This is a genomic window from Thalassospira sp. CH_XMU1458 (genome assembly GCF_037027205.1).
Taxonomy (GTDB): domain Bacteria; phylum Pseudomonadota; class Alphaproteobacteria; order Rhodospirillales; family Thalassospiraceae; genus Thalassospira; species Thalassospira tepidiphila.
Map to the genome: position 1 here is coordinate 467,806 of NZ_JAYMDW010000002.1, position 14,722 is coordinate 482,527.

Here is a 14,722-nt window from a genome sequence, read left to right on the forward strand (position 1 = left end):
GGGTTTCTTTGTTTTTCAATGCCGTATCTGGGGAAGTTTTCCTGATTTCTCAGAAAAATCTGTTCTTACAATCAGTTAGAGCAGCGATGACTTCGCCGTCATGAATTGTTTTGAAAAATTCCATCAAGGACGTGGTTTGTTAACGGTTGGACCTTATGGTGGGACGAAATCTGCTTTCTCTTGGGTAATAGGTATTCCTTGTCTGATTTTGCCGACATCTACCGTTCTGCATTGAACCTGTATGAGGCAGGCCGATACGCAGAGGCAGAAGAATCCTGTCAGCGAATGATCCGATCATTCCCACAGGCCGCAGAGGCAATGCATCTGGCCGGTCTCGTTGCAATGCGCCATGGTAATCAATCACTGGCCGCAGAGCGTATGGGCCGTGCCGCCATTGCCGATGCCAATAGTGCAGAAATTCAGCATGACCATGCGCAGGCCCTTAAGGCCATCGGCAAATTGCGTGACGCCGTTGGCGCGTTCAAGCGGGCCATTCGTTTGTGCCCGGATGCTCCGGCACTTTATTGCAATATCGCCAATACCTATCGCCAGCTTGATGAACTTGAAGATGCGCGGGAAAATTATGAACGTGCGCTGGAACTGGCCCCGGATGTCGCCGAAATTCATGCCAATTATGCCGCCTGCCAATATGCAATGGGCGATATCGAAGGCGCTGAAAAGTCCTGTTTGACCGCGCTTAAGATGCGCGACGACATCGTCAATGCATTGGTTCTGATCGGCCAAATCCGATTGGATCAGGGCCGCACAGTTTCTGCAAGCGAACCGTTGCGCCGTGCTCTATCGCTTGAACCCGGACACCCGCGCGCATTGACCGCCTATGGCGATGCGCTTTTCCAACTGGGTCAGTTTGCTGGTGCGCAACATTGCCTTCGGCAGGTTCTGGCTCTTGATCCGGATGACGCCAAGGCGCGCAGGACGCTTGCTTTGCTTAATTTGCGTGTCGGGCAGGGGCTTGAGGCGATTGGTGCGCTTGAGCCGCTATTGGCCCACAGTCCGGAAGATCCTCAATTACTGTTGATGATGGGCGAGGCGCTTAGCCTTGTTGGCCGTCATGGCGAGGCCGTTGAACAGTTTGGCGCGGCCATCGGGGCCGGTGGCGGTGATGACGCGGTTTTCCGTCTTGCCGTCGAACTGGCCGAAGAAGGCGACACAGGCTCTGCGCAATCGGTCCTGCAAAGCGGGATAGATCGCAAAATTGCCGCGGGCGAGAATACCGCGCTGTTCCGCACAGCACGCCGTTTGTTGTTTGCCCCTGTGCCGACCGATCTTGCCGCCCAGAATGATGAAGTTGTGCGTGATCTTCTTGATGATACGCTTGATGAAGACGCACTTGAGCCGGATCTTGAATTTGTTGGTTCTGACCGGATCGACCCCATTGTTCTGACCCGCTTTCCACCGGTCTGGCGCGCCGCATTGCGCCCGGAAGGTGACAAACAGTTACGCGCGGTTGGCCATTACTGGGAACGTCTGGTGTCAGGTTATGACGTGCCGGAGGTCAGTGCGTCTGCCACACGGCTCGGTGGGAAAATCCGGATCGGCATCGTTTCGGCCAATATGTGTGATAATGGCGTCGGACGTTGGATCGAAGGCCTTGCCGAGGCGATTGATCGCGACCGGTTTGATGTGACAATCATCCGTCCGCCGACGGGAGAGGACGACATTACCGCCCGTATTGACGAACATGCCGATCTTGTCGTGCCATTGCCGCTTGATCCGTTGCATTCGGCACGGGTGATTGCAGGGCTTGGTCTTGATGTTCTGCATTATGTCGACCCGCAGGCCGATGCCTATACGATGTTGCTGGCAAGCTGGCGCTTGGCACCGCTTCAGATTTCAGGTGGCGGGATTGCCGCGACCAGTGGTCTTTCCAACATTGATTACCATCTGATCGCCGAGGATTGGGAAACAGCCGGCGGTGAAAAGCGGTTCAGCGAGAAGCTGGTGCGCCTTCCGGGCTTGTTTGTGAATGCGACCCCGCCAGAACCTGTCGAGATGTCGACAACGGAGTTGCAGCGGCGCTGGCGCTTGGCGCAGGACCGCAACACCTATTTGTGCCCGCAGCCGCTTGATGTTCTGACGGCCGAGTTTGATCCGTTGATTGCCGAAATCTTGAGGCTGGATGAAACCGCAGAACTTCTGTTGATTGCGCCAGAACGCGATAGCTGGGATGCAGCATGGGGACGACGGTTTGCCATTAATCACGCGGATGTTGCGGGGCGGATGCGGTTTGTGAATGTGCGCAACCGGTCCGATTTGTTGTCGCTTCTGTGTGCTGTAGATGTCGTGCTTGAAAGTCCGGCGTGGAATGATGCGATGCTGGCCTTTGATTGTCTTGGGCTTGGTGTGCCGCTTGTTACCTTGCCGGGGAATGCGGCGCGATCCCGTCGCAGCCATACCTGTTATCGTCAGATATCGGTCTTTGATTGCGTTGCCTATCATTCGGCCGATTTCGTTGATACGGCCCTGACGCTCGCGACCGATAAACGCCGTCGTTCAGTCGTTTCGCACGCCATCAAGAGCCGGTCACACATTCTGTTTGGCCAGAAATCATCCTTTGATGCCTATATGCAGTTTCTTGACCGATCAATCGCACTGCCAGCCGATAAAGTGATTTAATTTCCGATAGATAACCTTGAAACTACCCAATCGACTCACAAATTCTAAGGTGATGTTTGTATATGGCAGTGATGCCAGACCCGGTTGAGGTAGTTCTATGGCCTTGCGTTTTTCCAAGGGGCAGATTGTCCGTCTGACTGTCGCCTTGGCTATTGTCGTTATTGCGATCTGGCAACTCGCACCACTTACCGTTTCTGATATTCGCCCGAACGGCGTTGTGAATGCCAAATTGGTGACCATTCAGGCCCCGATCAGTGGTCAGCTTGTTCGCGCAATCCCCGATGTCGGAGAGCCCGTTTCTGCCGGGTCGGTTGTGACAAGAATAACCGATGACACCGAACCCCAGGCGCTGCTTGCCCAGCTTGATGGTGAATATCAACTGCTGCGGTCGCGAAAAACGGCGTTGGTCGAAAAGCTGTCGACCCTGAATGGCCTGCGCCGCGAACTGGGCGAGCGCGTCCGTGAAATGGTGACCGGCTCAATGGAAAGCCTGCATTACAAAATGCTTGAGGCAGCGGCCCGCCAGAAAGGCTGGATGTCGGTCGTCAAGGAGCGTGATCTGAGCCTTGCACGGCAGAAAACCCTGTTTGCTGATGGCCATGTCGCCAAGGCGCGCGTGGAAGAAGCCGAAAGCCTGCTTGAACAGGCTCAGCAAGAGGTAGAGCGCGCACGCGCCGATGAAGAACGTTATCGCAAGGAATCCGGGGCACTTGAAAAAGGTGTCTTTGTCGGGGACGGGCAAAATGATGTGCCATATTCCCAGCAGCGCCTGGACGAAGTCGTTCTTGCGATTGCCGATTTGAATGTGCAACTGACCGAAACCAACGGGCGCATGGCATCACTTGAAAAGCAGTTGCGTGATGAAAGCGCGCGCGCGGGGCGTCGCGAATCCATGCTGGTGCGCAGCCCGATTGACGGGTTGATATGGCGGCGCATGGCAACCGAACTTGCGACGGTTACCAAAAACAATGACTTGGCAAAAATTCTGGATTGTTCAGACATTCGCATCGAGGTGCCGGTCGATGAAAGCTTGTCTGATCGGATGGAAATTGGGGCGGTTGTTTCGGTTCGCCTGCAAGGATCACCCGAAACGTTTGAAGGGGTCATCAGCGGCGTGATCGGGACCCGTGCGGTATCGCCGGAACTTGAATATGCAGCCTTACCGCCGTTGCTTAAGAAGGATGAAGTTCTTCTGGTCGTCAATATTCCCGATTCCGGCTTTGAAGATCGCCCGGAGACCTTCTGTAATGTCGGTCGTCGCGCCGAAGTCAGCATTCCAAGCCGACTTCATAGCTGGTTTGGCGAGAGCGACCCGTCATAATGAACGCGATGGCGCAATTCGCACCGCTGGCACTTGTTGTCGGTATCATGATGCTGGCGTCACCGTTTCTGCGTCGTGACCGGTTATGGGCGCGTTGGCTGGTTGTGTTTTTCCTGAGCGCGCTGATTGCGCGGTATTTGCCGTGGCGGATCACCGAAACAGTTTTGCCAGCCGACCTCACCACGTTTCAGGGCTGGTGGATTGTTTTCCTGTTCGCGATCGAAATCGTGTTTCTGTGTGACATGCTGCGTCAGTCGCTTATTCACTGCAAAATTGTCAATCGCAGTGCCGAAGCCGATCAGGCCTATGCCAGATTGTCCGCCCGACCGGTCGAAAGTTGGCCAAGTGTCGATGTCTTCATTCCGAGTTACAACGAACCGCTTGATGTGCTTGAACGCAGCATTGTCGGCGCGTTGGCGATTGATTACCCGAACAAGACTGTCTGGGTGCTTGATGATGGTAAGCGGGACTGGTTGCGTGAATTCTGTGAGGAAAAGGGGGCCAAGTACCTTACGCGGAAGGACGGAACCCATGCCAAGGCCGGTAATGTTAATAACGGGCTGGCACATTCCAGTGGTGACCTGGTTTGTATTTTTGATGCAGATTTCGTGGCCTATCGCCACTTCCTGAAACGCGTGGTCGGATTTTTCGAAGACCCGACAATTGGTATCGTCCAGACGCCACAGCACTTCTTCAACAAGGACCCGATGCAGCGCAATCTTTGGATTGCCGATCGGTGGCCGGATGAGCAACGGCTGTTCTTTGATCATATTGCGCCATCCGTCGATGCATGGGACTCAATGTTTTGTTGCGGATCCTGCATGGTCATGCGGCGCAAGGCGCTGGATGCCATCGGCGGTGTGCCAACCGCGTCCATTACTGAAGATATTCTGACCTCGCTTGAGATGCTGCGCGAAGGCTATCGCACCCGTTACCTCAATGAAAAACTGTCCATCGGTCTTGCGGCTGAAAGCCTTCTTGCGTTTCACACCCAGCGCGAACGCTGGTGTCAAGGCGGTATCCAGACATTGTTTTTAAAGGCGGGGCCGTTGGGGCCGGGGCTTTCGCTTTGGCAGCGGATTTTGCTGTTTCCGATCTATTGGGTGTTTCATATCCCGGCGCGCTTGCTGGTGATCATGATCCCGATTTTTTATTTCTGGTTTGGCCTGCAACCGCTTGAAAATGCGCGAAGTTGGGAAATTTTCTATTGGCAATTGCCGGTTTTGATCGGCGGCTGGGCAACGGCGATGTGGCACAATGGCAGGCAAGCCTATCCCATCGTCAATGAAGGGCCGGCGGTGCTGGTATCCCTCAGGCTGTTTCCAATTGTTGTGTCATCTTTGATCCGGCCATTCGGGCGCCCGTTCAAGGTGACACCCAAGGGATCCCAGTCCGGGGCGGGGAACTCCAGGACCGAGGCAATCATTCTGGGCGTGCTGTTCGTTTTGACGATTGGCGGGTTCTTTTACAACATCAACACAGACATCAGGATCATCGATAACGCCGACTTTCTGCTTGTTGGGGGATTATGGGCTGCGATCAATTCGCTGACATTGCTTGTTGCGATACTGATTTGCTTTGAAAGTCCGGTGCAGCGCCAACAGGAACGGTTCCCGACCAGCTTGCGGGCAAAGATTACGGCCAACAGTGACGATGACCCGCTTGATATGACGATCACCGATATGTCATTGGGCGGCGCGCGTGCGATGTGCCCCGCAACGGGCATTGATCGCGACAGGTTCCAGAAGGGGGCATTGATCAAGCTCGATGTCGAAGAACTACCGCCGCTGGACGCCAAACTGGCGCGCGTCTTTGTGAATGATCAGAAACAGCTTGTTCTGACACTCGACTTCACGCCGGAACCCGCCGGTGAAGTACGCGATGCGCTGATCCGTGTGCTTTACACAACCGGGATCGATAACGCATCAAAACCGGCAGGCAGTTTTGCGCTTTGGGGCGCGTTGTTGCGCCGGATTTTCGGACGTGGTCCTGTCAAAAGCTAGGACGTCGACGACGGGGTGAGGTTAGCTCAACGCGTCAATGTCGGCTTCGGAAAGGGCCGCTGGCACAATGGTCAATGGCAGGCGCAACTGACCGACGGTATCGCTTTTGGTCAATGCCGTGATCAGCGGGCCGGGGCCTTCACTTGTTGTGCCTGCGGCAAGGACCAGAATGGAAATCTGTTCCTCTTCGTCAAGAAGGTTCAGCAATTCGTCCTTGAGACGTCCTTCGCGGATGAACAAAAGCGGCATGCTGCCGGTTTGTTCATGCACATAGGCCGCAAGCTCGTTCACACGCGATTCTGCCTCGTCACGGGCTTCTTCCTTCATCAGATCGCCAACCGCCATCCAGTGCTGGAACTCGGCCGGTTCAATGACGCTCAGAAGGGCGACACGACCGCCGGTATGTTGTGCGCGACGGCAGGCATAACGCAATGCCTTGGTCATTTCATCGCTGTCATCAACGACAACAAGAAATGTCCTGTTCGAAGTCGCACGAAGTTCCTGATCGGCATCAAAAGAAGGCATATGGGTTCTCTGAACAGTTGCACTCAACCGCTGCGGCACTGAACAGATGTGGGACTGTTGTTACGAGCGGACAGTCAAATTGTGCCGCAACTCAATGCCGGTTTCCAAGTGATTTTTGGTAATAGCGACAAAGATTTATGCGTTGCGTTATTGATTGAGGTAATGCTGCGACTGCGAAGTCGCAAGGACTGCTAATGCGCGTTTTGATGGTGAGCAGGCCCGCACGCTGTTAGCGTTTGCGGAATACGACACTGGCAATCCAGCCCGCAACCACGGCGATGATCACGGCAATAATGCCATAAAGTGCCGAGTAACGATGGGCGAACTCATAAACCTCGGCACTGATGCCGGTTTTTGAAACAACCAGTGGTGTGGTTTTGACGCTGGCAACACGGCCATCCCGGATCAGATACACGTTGATGGTATAGGTTCCCGTCGGGGTATTGGCCGGAAAATGGATATCAGTTCGAAACAGCTGATTGGACAGAAAACTGATTTTGGCCGGACGTTCCCCAAACAGACCCGCACCTTGCATATTGCGCACCAGCGCCTCGCGATAGACTTTCTGATCATCATCGCTCAGCTTGCTTTCGCCTATAAAGCGCTGATTTTGAAGTCCAATGCGGTAATCGAGCAAGACTTCCGGGGATGCGATGATGTCCATCGGGCGGTTTGATGCGCTGGCATAATAGGCTGGCACGTTCTTATAGCGCGCGCTTTCGCTGTTGACCCAAATGCCGACTTTACGCTCTTTTTTTCGGACCACCATGTCTTGGTCCGGGCCGCGAACGGTAACAACGACGTCACCTTCTTCCTCGACCGCGCCAAACAACAGTACATTGGTGCCGGTAAAGCCGGTGGTGATGGCGACAAGATGGTTGGATAAATCGACAACCAGCGGATCAGCCGATGCCTTTTTGGGGCCAGCCCCGATGGTCAAAAGCGGCAGCGCCAAGGTAATCATAAATGCGACCCGAATGGCTAAGGGTACTGGCATCACAGATCCCCCGGCATGACGGAATAAAGGTCGCTTGGCGTAATCACCAGATCAAACAGAAGCTTTAGGCAGACCGACAAAACCAAAAGGCCCAGCAGGGCACGAAGATGCTCGGCCTTGAGGCGGGAGCCAAACTGCGCACCAAACTGTGCGCCGATTACGCCGCCAATCAGCAACAGGATGGCAAGGGCGACATCAACCGTCTGGGTTTGCACTGATTGCAGGAAGGTGACGTTGGCCGTGACAAAGATGATCTGAAACAGCGATGTGCCAATGACAACGCCGGTCGGCATGCCCAACAGATAGATCATGGCCGGCACCATCACAAAGCCACCACCAACACCCATCAATGCGGTCAGCATGCCGACAAAGAAACCAACGGCAAGCGGCAACAGGGCGCTGATATAAAGCCCGGAGCGATAAAACCGCATCTTCAAGGGCAGGCCGTGGATAAAGCTGTGTTGATGTTTTTTGGATCGGCGGATTTGGCCGCCGCGACGCCGGGTACGGAAAATGGCGCGCGTGGCTTCAAACAGCATCATGCCGCCAATGATACCAAGGAAGATCACGTAACAGAGCGAAATGACCAGATCGATCTGACCAAGTGACCGCAACCAGGCAAACACCCAGACACCGACGGTCGACCCGACAATACCGCCTGCCAGAAGAACCAGACCCATTTTAAGGTCGACATTGCCGCGCTTCCAGTGGGCGAACACACCCGATACAGAAGATGCGACGATTTGGTTTGCAGCAGTTGCCACGGATACGGCCGGGGGAATACCATAGAAAATCAAAAGCGGCGTAATAAGGAAGCCGCCGCCAACGCCAAAAAGACCCGACAAGAAGCCGACCCCGCCGCCCAGTCCCAAGATCAGAAATATATTTACCGATATCTCGGCAATCGGGAGATAGATTTGCATCGCGGGCGGGCTAACAGCGTTTGATTGATTGTTGTGGTTCAGTCTAACATATTGTGCAAATGCAACAATCGCCAATTGCCGCTATATCGGACCGGTTTCGTATTTTTTATAAGGTTTCTTATGTCGACATCTTCAAGTGGTCCCCATGATGCAATTCTCGACGCGCGCGGGCTGATGTGCCCGATGCCCGTTCTGAAGGCAAAAAAAGCACTGCGTGACGTCAAGGATGGCGGAATTCTGCAAGTCCTTGCGACCGATCCCGGTTCTGTCGCCGATATGAAAGCCTTTTGCGAGATGACCGGTAATCGACTGATATCGTCTGAACAGGACGAAGATGTTTTTATCTATCACATTGAAAAATCCGGTACCTGAGACCGGGTTTTAAAGCGCCCCACACGATGAAAGTTCCCTGAATGTCGCCAACCCCACCTAATCTGACTTGGCTGGATTGTGATTTTGATGATCTGTCCGCGCGCCACGTGCACAGTCTTTTAAAGCTTCGCCAGCAGATTTTTATTATCGAGCAGACCTGCATATTTCCCGACATAGACGGGCTTGACCCGCGATGCAGGCACATCGTTGCCTATGAGGGGGACGATGTTCTGGCTGCGGCACGGATTGTGGCACCGGGTATTGATCCCGACCATGCAGAACAAGGTGAACGTCCCGCAATTGGCCGCGTTGTTACCAGCGATCGTTTGCGCGGGCAGGGCATCGGCCGCGAAGTGATGCGCCGTGCAATTGAGGTTTGTGAAAAGAAGTTTGCAGGCAAACCGATCTACCTTAACGGGCAGCTATATCTTCGAGGTTTCTACGAAAGCCTCGGCTTCGTGCAATTTGGCGACGAATATGACGAAGATGGTATCGCCCATATCAGCATGGAACGCGCGGCGAACCTGAAATAGGTCAAGCAGGAGGAATGACCGATAGCGGCGGACCCTAGCGTGCGCCGCTGGTCGCCATGCCGGTAAAGAATTCAAGCTGCCAATTCATGTCATCCTCGCTCAGCGGATATTGATTTCCGCTGCGGGGATTAAGTGTCTGGCTCGGCGGGACGTGACCAAGCTTGACCTGAATTTTCACAGCAAGATCGGCCGGAAGACCGGCCTTCCATGCAAGCGACACAACACCCTTTGCCGAATGGGTGTTCAGCACCTTTGATACGGCGTCGGGCGAAATTCCGGCCAGAACTGCCAGCGATGCGCGGGCGAATTTGACATCGTTTGCTGCCAATGCCTTTGCTACTTCCTGATCGGTCAGCTTTTTCTTGGCATGCATGGCCAGTGCCTTTTCAAAGGCAGGTTCGCCTTCTTCTTCGTCACCGTCTTCTGCGACCACGCCTTTTTTGTCAGACTTTGGTTCTGCCTTGTCTGACGGTTTGGCTTTTTCCTTGTCAGCCTTGATCTTTTTCGCATCGGTCGCAACGTCGTCGCGCTTTTCGAATTCGCCAGATGCGATACGGCGCTGAACGACTTCGCGGACCGCATCAAGCTGGTCCTTTTTCAGGTCTTTGCGGCGTTCCAGAACACTGATCAGGTTTTCGGCGACAAAGCGCGCCAGTTTTCCAGCCGCAGTCGGTGTCAGGGTTGGGCGTTTGACAAGGGGTTCGTGCCATTCTGGGTAGTCCGGCGCGCGATCAATCAGTTGATCAAGCGTCTCTTCGCGGATCTGTGCAGACTTGTTGCCAAGCAGATGGGAAATCGCATCCTTGTCGCTGCTTGCAGCAATGGCATCGGCAAGCTTTTCACCAACGTTTCTACGACGTGACACAAAGCTGAGCGCACCACGACCAGAGCTGCCTTCAATGATTTCAAGCAGATCTTCTTCGGTCAGGACCGGCGAATATTGCAAGACCGGGCCAGAAACGACGCTTTCGGCGTCGCGTGCAAGCTGCTGAATGATTGGCTGTGGGGCGTCGGCAATGTCTTTGAGGGTTTCAGAGATCACTTGGCGGACGTGAACAGCCTGGTCACGTACAAGCTTGTCGAGCGCCTCGTAGGTCATGCGGCGCAGTTTATCAGTTTCATGGGCGGTCAGGCCGGCAGAGAGATGCGCGATCTTCTCGGCAAGACTGCCACGGACACTGTCATCGCTGTCATCGGTCAGAAGGACATCGGCCTGAACCGGCGTTGCCTGGTTGGCTGCAATGTGACGACGTACGGAAGAATCGTGGTCAGTGGCGAGGAAATACAGGATTTCGGGCCGTGTATCATGGCGTTGTGCCAGTTTGCCGCGAACATCTGCATCCGGGCTTGCCGCCATTTCCTTGGCTTCGTCATAGGTGATTGGCGTTTCGCTTCGCTTGGTAAATACCCGCTGCAAAAATCCCTTCATCGGGCATTCCTCCTAAACTTCGATTTTTGCCGGGTCTTTTGACCCCGGCGCGGCAGCGATACCAAAACGGCCTTTGCCAAGTTTCTTGACCTGATACATGGTCTGATCTGCGCGTTGCACAAGTTGTTCAAGCGTTTCTTTTGAATCAGGTTCATGAACCGCAATACCTACGGAAATGCCCAGCGGATGTTCGGCATCCCCGGAATATTTTCCAAGAACGGCACTTTCCTTCATCAAGGTCTTGGCGCGTGCCGACGCGGCTGGAATATCGGCTCCTTCCAACCACAGAACAAATTCATCGCCGCCAAGGCGGGCTACAAGATCAGATGGGCGCACATTATCAAGTAACACTTGCGTTAACGTAAGAATGGCGTCGTCGCCAGCCTGATGGCCATGGATATCATTGACCAGTTTGAAGTTGTCCATATCGACATACATCAATGCCGCAGGCGCATTTTCACGGCGTAGGCGACTATGGCGACGTTTGAGTTCCTCAAAGAACGCGCGACGGTTCAGAAGCCCGGTCATGCCATCGGTACGCGAAAGCGTCAGAATGCGTTCATGCTGGATGGCCTGTTCAATCGCGATACCGACCTGATCGGCTACCTCGGTCATGATGGCCCGTTCGCCGTCGGTTGGTTCCGGGTGATCCGCATCAAACATAAAGATCACAGCGCCATTGTTGCGCTGATGATAATGGCAACTAAGGCCAATGAGCCGGTAGTTACCGACATGGGCATCAAACGTTTCATTCGTTTTTTGCATCTGATGAAGCGCCTGATGGGCGATCTCGTTGGCCGTCTTGTCTGCATCGCCGGCCGCCAGTTCAAGGTCGCCGGTTTCATCGTTGCGTTTGAAGATAACGCAATGGGAACAGGCCAATGCACGCGTGCTGGCTTCGGATGCGCCCTTAAGGACCATAAGCGGGTCAATTTCATCACGCATGGTGCGCACGATATAGGTCATCAGACGATCACGATTTCGGGCGGTTGCGACTTCGCTTTCGCGGCGGCGTTGTTCGGTAATGTCGTGGGCAAGACCACGTGTGCCGATCCAGACCCCTTCGCGCGAATAGACGGGCGTCGATGAAACCGAAAGACATGCATCGCGTCCGTTCGAACGCCGGAACCAAACCGGGACATCACGCACGGCCTTCTGGCTGCGAAATACGTGTTCGCTGTCCTGATCAGCAGTATCAAGCAGGAATTTCCCCGGGAAACGTCCGACGATGTCATCGGCACGGTATCCAAGTGCCCCGCGCGGAGAGACAAAGATAAACTTGCCTGTTTCATCCGTTTCCCAGGCAAAGGCGGAGGAAACTTCGACAATATCGCGATAGCGCTGGCGTGAGTCGATCAGGGCTTCACGCAAGTTCCGGTCCATGCTGACATCCCGCGGCAGGATCATGACCTCGTTCTTTGTGGTCGGAAGGGCGGTCAGCTCAAGTGTTGCGGTACCGCGCTGGACTTCAAAGGTCATCAGTTCAACCACACCGCCCGGTGTGGTCAGGGCGCGTCGGATCAGTTGATAGATTTCAGGGAACAGGCCGTCACGAATGCCATTGGCAAAACCGACAGCATTTTTGTTGGCAAATAGCGGCACACCCTTTGCGTCCATCACGATGACGGGGGCCTCGGCCTCGGCCATGACTTTGGGGTCAAGGGTAAACACGTCGGCATCGTAGTTTGTCAGATCGTCTGCAAAATTTGTGTTCTGGTTTTGCGGATCCACCGGATGACGGGAAGTCATGCGCGTCCTCCTGTTGTGGTCGACGCGTTCTGATCGTCGGTGTCGGCACTGCTATTTGAACTGGCGAGATTGGTCTTGTGATAATCGTCTTCGCTGCCAATCGTGATTGGCGGCCCCAGATGATAGCCTTGACCATAGTCGATACCCAGATCACATACCAGTTCGTAACTGGCCTGATCATGGATCATTTCGGCGATCGTATGAATACCAAGATCGCGACAGAGCAGGGCGGTTGCCTTAAGAAATGCCCGCCCTTTGGGATTGGCAAGCGCAGTTCTCATTGCTCCGCCATCAAACTTGATAATGTCGACATCAAGCGCGCTCAGATATTCGAAGTTGGCGGCCCCGGCACCAAAGTCATCAAGACAGATGGCATGGCCACGGGCGCGCAGCATCTGCAACCCGTTATTCACATCGGTCAATCCACGAATACGCGACGTTTCGGTCACTTCGAAAAGGACTTGTTCCGAGGGGATGTCATAGTCGCCAAGCAATTCGATAAGGGCTGGCATGAAACCGGCCTGTTCTAGCGAGTGGCCAGAAAGATTGACGGCAACCGGATAGGGGATGCTGTCAGGATTGTCGCGCAGGTGATCAAGAACCTTGCTGCACATTGCCAGATCAAACTCGGTAATCAGTCCGGTTCCTTCGGCGAAATGAATGATCTGGTCAACGGCCAACGTGCTGTCGCCGATGTTAAAGCGCGCCAACGCTTCGAAATGATGCATTTCCCGATTGCCAAGATGGACAATCGGCTGCAATGCAACAGCAAATGACCCATTTTCCACGATCTCGCGGAAGGCACGTACGGACTTCAGTGTTTCGTTGATCAGGTGCGGCAGGCTTGCCGAAAGGCGGGCGGCGGTGACGTCATTCTGTGCCTTGCGTTGCATCCGGTTGAGTGCATAGGCAACCGCCCGTGTCAGGTTGGTATCCCGGTCACTTTCGGCATTCTCGGTATCGAAATGATGAATGTTCCGAGCACTTTCATAGTCATTGCCAAACAGGTCTGCTGTTTTGGATTTTTTGGTATTTTTGCCGTTAACGCCCGAGGTGTTGGTCAACGACATCAATCCTCTGATACTCTCGGCCGAGGTTGTTTTATCGATTTCCTCAAGATCAGCGCGGAGCGCACTGGCATAGGCCACGATACGGCGTTCGAGTTCGATCATCGGTTCGTCAACCGGATGAATTTTTTGTGGTCGCCGTGACTGTTCCTGATCCTTAACCACACTAGCATTGAATTGCTTTGCGCCAATTCCGATCAGACGGGCTAATTCATTGGTTGCGGCCGTTTCCGCCTGGGAGCGCGAAGCCGCCAGGTTTTCGAGCACCACCAAGGCTTCGTTGTGGTAGTTCATGCTTGAAAGGTCACCAACCGAACCGGTCTGGCTGGTTTCGGCGTTCATGTTCTGGCGAATGACGGCATTTTGCAAAATGATGCGATCAATGCCCGATCTGGCGCGAGGACGAATGGCGCGATGGCGCGCTGCGATGTAATAGCGGCTTGAAGGATCGGCGATCATATAGCCGCTGAGTGACAGCGGCACAGCTTCCTGAACCGGTTTGCCATCAGACTCGCAAAGCTGGAAATCAAGATCAAGCTCTTCAAGGCGCTTCAGTCCCGTGCCGCCGTGAAGATAGGCACGCAGCAAAGGACGTTCGGACTTAACAACAATTTTCTCGAAGGCTTCGCCGATCAGACGGTCTGGCGTGCATCCCAGAAGACTCTCGGTCGCGCCTGCGACAAACAGAATATAGCCGTTCTCATCGACTTCAAGAAGCATGTCAGCCCAGCAGAATGCCATGGCTGCCAGAAGGTCTTGGTCATTCGTTTCCGCCGAGTGGCCGGTGCTGTCTGTCATTTTCGACCCGTCATCGTAAGCCGCCTGTTTGTTTTTCTAAGCCGCAGCTTTGCCTGTCTCTCATAAATAGCGATCTTACAAAGGATATGAAGGATTTGCACTTGATATGGCAAAAAAAACATTCCGGCTTCAAAAGATCGATTTCTGACACGTCGCAAGGGGCTGAGTGTCGATCAATTCTAAGCGAAAGTTTAGGGACGCTGACTTTCACCTCAATGACATCGCAGACATTGAGACTTGATGTTTTTTTGATTGTTCTATCAACTCTGAATTGGGCAGTTATCTGCGCCTTCCACCTTCTGTCCGGGAAACTGCATCATCAGCTTAGTGAGGTCGCTGTGTTAAGCCGAAACATCAACCGCCGCCGA

At 54.0% G+C, this 14,722-nt stretch carries 11 protein-coding genes; 5 read left to right on the plus strand and 6 right to left on the minus strand.

Annotation, left to right across the window (positions count from 1 at the left end; all coding sequences use genetic code 11):
• Nucleotides 1-231 precede the first annotated feature (231 nt).
• The 3 genes from WBY09_RS09570 (at nt 232) to WBY09_RS09580 (ending at nt 5,961) form a co-directional block, all read left to right on the plus strand.
• Complete coding sequence (locus WBY09_RS09570; protein WP_286792236.1) at nt 232-2,637, plus strand: tetratricopeptide repeat protein; 2,406 nt, start codon at nt 232-234, stop codon at nt 2,635-2,637.
• Nucleotides 2,638-2,734: 97 nt separating this feature from the next.
• Nucleotides 2,735-3,958, plus strand: a complete 1,224-nt coding sequence (locus tag WBY09_RS09575) for an HlyD family secretion protein (RefSeq protein WP_197145062.1) — start codon at nt 2,735-2,737, stop codon at nt 3,956-3,958.
• A gap of 8 nt (nt 3,959-3,966) precedes the next feature.
• Nucleotides 3,967-5,961, plus strand: a complete 1,995-nt coding sequence (locus WBY09_RS09580; protein ID WP_336232609.1) for a glycosyltransferase — start codon at nt 3,967-3,969, stop codon at nt 5,959-5,961.
• A gap of 21 nt (nt 5,962-5,982) precedes the next feature.
• On the opposite strand, the gene WBY09_RS09585 is transcribed toward WBY09_RS09580, so the two are convergent.
• The 3 genes from WBY09_RS09585 to WBY09_RS09595 all read right to left on the minus strand — a co-directional run bounded on the left by WBY09_RS09585 (nt 5,983) and on the right by WBY09_RS09595 (nt 8,406).
• A complete protein-coding gene (locus WBY09_RS09585; protein WP_008890850.1) occupies nt 5,983-6,486 on the minus strand; it encodes a universal stress protein in 504 nt (167 codons plus the stop codon).
• A 229-nt stretch (nt 6,487-6,715) separates the two neighbouring features.
• Nucleotides 6,716-7,483 carry a TIGR02186 family protein gene (locus tag WBY09_RS09590; protein ID WP_197145060.1) on the minus strand — a complete coding sequence of 256 codons (768 nt, stop codon included), beginning with the start codon at nt 7,481-7,483 and terminating at the stop codon, nt 6,716-6,718.
• On the minus strand, nt 7,483-8,406 hold the full coding sequence (locus WBY09_RS09595) for a sulfite exporter TauE/SafE family protein (protein ID WP_008890848.1): 924 nt from the start codon (nt 8,404-8,406) through the stop codon (nt 7,483-7,485). Before WBY09_RS09595 ends, WBY09_RS09590 begins: the two co-directional genes overlap by 1 nt.
• A gap of 120 nt (nt 8,407-8,526) precedes the next feature.
• On the opposite strand from WBY09_RS09595, the gene WBY09_RS09600 reads away from it, so the two are divergent.
• Nucleotides 8,527-8,778 carry a sulfurtransferase TusA family protein gene (locus tag WBY09_RS09600; RefSeq protein ID WP_063089936.1) on the plus strand — a complete coding sequence of 84 codons (252 nt, stop codon included), beginning with the start codon at nt 8,527-8,529 and terminating at the stop codon, nt 8,776-8,778.
• A 41-nt stretch (nt 8,779-8,819) separates the two neighbouring features.
• Entirely contained in the window at nt 8,820-9,311 is a 492-nt protein-coding gene (locus WBY09_RS09605) for a GNAT family N-acetyltransferase (RefSeq protein ID WP_286792151.1), read from the plus strand.
• Between the two features lie 34 nt (nt 9,312-9,345).
• Here WBY09_RS09605 and WBY09_RS09610 read toward each other — a convergent pair whose 3' ends face one another.
• From WBY09_RS09610 to WBY09_RS09620, 3 genes are read right to left on the minus strand one after another with little or no spacing between them, the layout of a single operon-like run.
• Nucleotides 9,346-10,740: a DUF2336 domain-containing protein gene (locus WBY09_RS09610; RefSeq protein WP_063089931.1), complete on the minus strand. Its 1,395-nt coding sequence runs from the start codon at nt 10,738-10,740 to the stop codon at nt 9,346-9,348.
• Between the two features lie 12 nt (nt 10,741-10,752).
• Nucleotides 10,753-12,489: a sensor domain-containing diguanylate cyclase gene (locus tag WBY09_RS09615; RefSeq protein ID WP_063089930.1), complete on the minus strand. Its 1,737-nt coding sequence runs from the start codon at nt 12,487-12,489 to the stop codon at nt 10,753-10,755.
• Complete coding sequence (locus WBY09_RS09620; RefSeq protein ID WP_336232611.1) at nt 12,486-14,354, minus strand: EAL domain-containing protein; 1,869 nt, start codon at nt 14,352-14,354, stop codon at nt 12,486-12,488. The genes WBY09_RS09615 and WBY09_RS09620 overlap by 4 nt, the downstream gene beginning before the upstream one ends.
• Nucleotides 14,355-14,722 lie beyond the last annotated feature (368 nt).